At 56.1% G+C, this 3,562-nt stretch carries 2 protein-coding genes and 2 pseudogenes; 3 read left to right on the top strand and 1 reads right to left on the bottom strand.

Features of this window, described 5'->3' with window-relative positions:
* Nucleotides 1–122 precede the first annotated feature (122 nt).
* Nucleotides 123–1,606, top strand: a pseudogene (locus B9Z54_RS26770) (carbamoyl phosphate synthase preATP-grasp domain-containing protein).
* Nucleotides 1,603–2,528 (top strand): annotated as a pseudogene (gene argF / locus B9Z54_RS21760) (ornithine carbamoyltransferase). Before B9Z54_RS26770 ends, argF begins: the two co-directional pseudogenes overlap by 4 nt.
* A 49-nt stretch (nucleotides 2,529–2,577) precedes the next feature.
* Here argF and B9Z54_RS21755 read toward each other — a convergent pair.
* Nucleotides 2,578–3,303 (bottom strand): rhomboid family intramembrane serine protease, encoded by a 726-nt coding sequence (locus B9Z54_RS21755; protein WP_021068178.1) that lies wholly within the window; start codon nucleotides 3,301–3,303, stop codon nucleotides 2,578–2,580.
* Between the two features lie 62 nt (nucleotides 3,304–3,365).
* On the opposite strand from B9Z54_RS21755, the gene acpS reads away from it, so the two are divergent.
* Nucleotides 3,366–3,562, top strand: a 197-nt coding sequence (gene acpS, locus B9Z54_RS21750; RefSeq protein ID WP_113930456.1) for a holo-ACP synthase, incomplete at its 3' end; no start/stop codon positions are given.

Here is a 3,562-nt window from a genome sequence, read left to right as displayed (position 1 = left end):
AAAATTTGCTGCAAGCGAAACGGTTCGGCTTTACTGACGAACAAATCGCTAACAAGCTGAATGTCACCGCCGACGCCATCGCAGCGCTTCGGAAGGCCCATGCCATTACCCCGATCTATCAAATGATCGATACGTGTGCCGCCGAGTTCGAGAGCCGTACGCCTTACTTTTACGGGACGTGGCACGGGACATCTGAAGTCGTGCCGAGCGAACGTCCGAAAGTCGCCATCATCGGATCCGGTCCGATTCGCATCGGGCAAGGCATCGAGTTTGATTACAGTTCGGTACATGCCGTCTGGGCGCTTCAAAAGCTCGGGGTCGAGACGATTATGATCAACAATAACCCGGAGACCGTGTCGACCGACTTTACGGTCGCCGACAAATTGTACGTCGAACCGTTGACGATTGAAGATGTCGTACACGTGTTGGAGGCCGAAGGATGTCAGGACGTGTTGATTCAGTTCGGCGGTCAGACCGGGATTGCGCTCGCGCATGCGTTAGAAGACAAAGGATATCGCCTGCTCGGTGCCTCGGCTGATGTCATCGATCAAATGGAAGACCGGGATCGCTTCTATCAGTTCCTCGACGGTATCGGTGTGGCGCATATTCCTGGAGAAGAGGTCGGGTCAGCTGAGGAGTTGACGTCCGCGATCAATCGTCTCGGCTACCCATGTGTCGTTCGTCCCTCCTACGTCATCGGTGGGAAAGGGATGTACATCATCCGGACGAATGAGGACTTGGTGCGGATCGCCCCGAGTTTGAACTACCCACTTCTCGTAGATGCGTATGTCAATGGGCGTGAGCTCGAGGTCGACTGTGTCACCGATGGGAAGACCGTCTACGTCCCGGCCTTGCTCGAACAGATTGAGGCTGCCGGTGTCCATTCAGGCGACTCGACGATGATACTACCACCGGTCAAGACGTCCCTCGCGCAACAAACGGAGATTGAAGCCATCGTCCAAACGATCGGGCAGGCGCTCGCGTACAAAGGGGCGCTCAACATCCAATTGGTCTTAAAAAGGACGATGTCATCTATGTGCTCGAGATCAATCCACGCGCGTCACGGACCGTGCCAATCGTCAGTAAAGTGACGGGCGAACCGCTCATCGAATGGGCGACGCTCGCCGCGTTCGGCCATGAGTTGCAAACCGTCGTCCCAGTCACACGTTCTGCGTTAAACGGTTATGCCATCAAGACACCGGTGTTTTCGAGTTTGAAATTACCGGGCGTCGACCCGCTCACCGGACCGGTCATGCGTTCGACCGGGGAGACGCTTCAGTTCAGCATGACCCCTTACGTGTCCGAACGGTTCTGTCACGATGCGACAACGACGCGCGTCATGAATCGAGCCGAGACCGTGGTCGGTCAAGGTTGGTCGTCCTATGGTGACCGAGCGCTCGATGAGACGACCGAGTTCCGAAACGTGTCGGTCTTATTCTCGAACGTACCAGAAGAACAAGCAGTGCGTGAGATGGCGGTCCGAAACGGCGTCCACGTCATCTCGGAGACACATCTCGCCGATTATTATCAACAAGCGATGCAAGCGGAACCGATGCCGGTCCGTTCACTTCAAACGATGCAGACAGGAGAGAAACTACCATTATGACGACGAAAACGATCAATCATCTACTGACACTCGAGGAACTGACTCCGTCCGCACTCGACGACTTGCTCAAACTCGCGGCCGAGGTGAAACGACAGCCGGAAGCGTTTCAGTCAGCGCTCGCCGGCAAGAAAGTGGCGCTCTTGTTTGAGAAGGCATCGACGCGGACCCGGATGTCGTTCGAGGTCGGTGTCGTCGAACTCGGCGGTTATCCGCTCTTCTTGAGCAGCAGTGATTTACAGATTGGACGCGGGGAACCGCTGACAGATACGATTCAAGTGATGAGTCGCTATGTCGACGCGCTCATGATTCGGACGTACGCGCATGAGACGGTCGAGACGCTCGCTGCGGCGGGTACGATCCCCATCATCAACGGATTGACCGATTCGCATCACCCGTGCCAAGTGCTCGCCGATTTGCTGACGGTCGAAGAAGTGTTCGGCACGAGAACCGGGAAAACGTTGACGTACATCGGGGACGGCAACAACATGGCACACTCGCTCATGATCGGCGGCGCGCTCAGCGGCATGCACATCCGTATCGCCTCGCCGGAAGCGTACACGGTCGAGAACGACATTTTGAACGGGCGAACGAACTCGCGGCGACGACAGGAGGTAGCGTCACGTTGTGGCAAGACCCGGTCGCTGCCGCCTCGGGTGCGGACGTCATTTACACAGATGTGTTCGCCAGCATGGGGCAAGAAGCGGAAGCGGCGGAGCGCTTGACGCAGTTCGCGGCGTTCCAAGTCGATGCTGCCCTCATGCAACAAGCGAAGTCAGATGCGATTTTCTTGCACTGCCTCCCGGCCCACCGCGGTGAGGAAGTGACGGCCGACGTGATCGACGGTCCGCAATCGGTCGTGTTCGATCAAGCCGAGAATCGATTGCATGCGCAAAAGGCGCTCATGCTCACCTTGCTCGCCTAAACGAAAAAGAGAGGATTCGCCGCTTTGGCGAGTCCTCTCTTTATTGCTGTCATAGGAAGCGGGCGAACAGACCGAACACGGCCAGTCCGACAATCACGTAGAAAATCCATTTGCCTTCACCCGTATGGATGATCGGCGGAGAATATTTGCGCGGCTTGTACTTCCCGTAACGGAGCGGGCGTGAGTACGGGACCGCGAACCGGGAGAGCGGAATCGCGAGCACGAACCCGGCGAGGAAGCCATACACATGTCCCCACAGTGATACGTTCGCCCCGATGAGCGTGAACACGGCGCTGATGGCGACGAAGATATAGACGAGTCGAGCGTCCTGGCTATAGATGAGCGTCCGGCGGAACCGGCCGATGTACACATAGAAGCCAAGAATCGCTAAAATCGCACCTGACGCACCGGCTTGCAGGTAAAACAGTTCACTCACCGTGAAGAACGTGAGCAAGTTGGCAAGCACACCGGCCACGATATAAAACACAGCGAATTTGATGTGGCCGACCATGCGTTCCATGGCAGGACCGAAGATAATTAAAGCGAACGAGTTGAACAGCAAATGACCGAGCCCTAAGTGGATGAAGTTGGCCGTCAAGAGACGGTACCATTCCCCTTGGGCGAGCGCGAGATGGAATGACCCGCCGAGTGCGACAATTCGGAGGTCGGGGACCAAAGAATCGATGACAAACACGAGCAGTTGGATTACAATGAACAGCGTTACGAGCGGATACGCCCGGACGAACGTTTGAACATTCTCAGTACGACTAAACATAGCATCACCTCTTTCCTTAATTGTATAAGGAAACGAGTGAAAAGGAAAGGAGCGAGTGTCCTGTGATTGTGGGAATCGGAATCGATATCGTCGAGCTCGAGCGGATTGCTCGCTCAATCAAAAATGACCGTTTCGTCACGCGTCTATTGACCGAAGCCGAACGGGCGCTCGCGGACGCCTATCCGGAACAACGCCGCATTGAGTTCATCGCCGGACGGTTTGCGGCGAAAGAAGCGTATGCGAAAGCGGTCGGCACCGG

The organism is Bacillus sp. P14.5 (assembly GCF_003316765.1).
Lineage (GTDB): Bacteria > Bacillota > Bacilli > Bacillales > Bacillaceae_B > Rossellomorea.
This window is presented reverse-complemented; position numbering and strand designations above follow the sequence as displayed.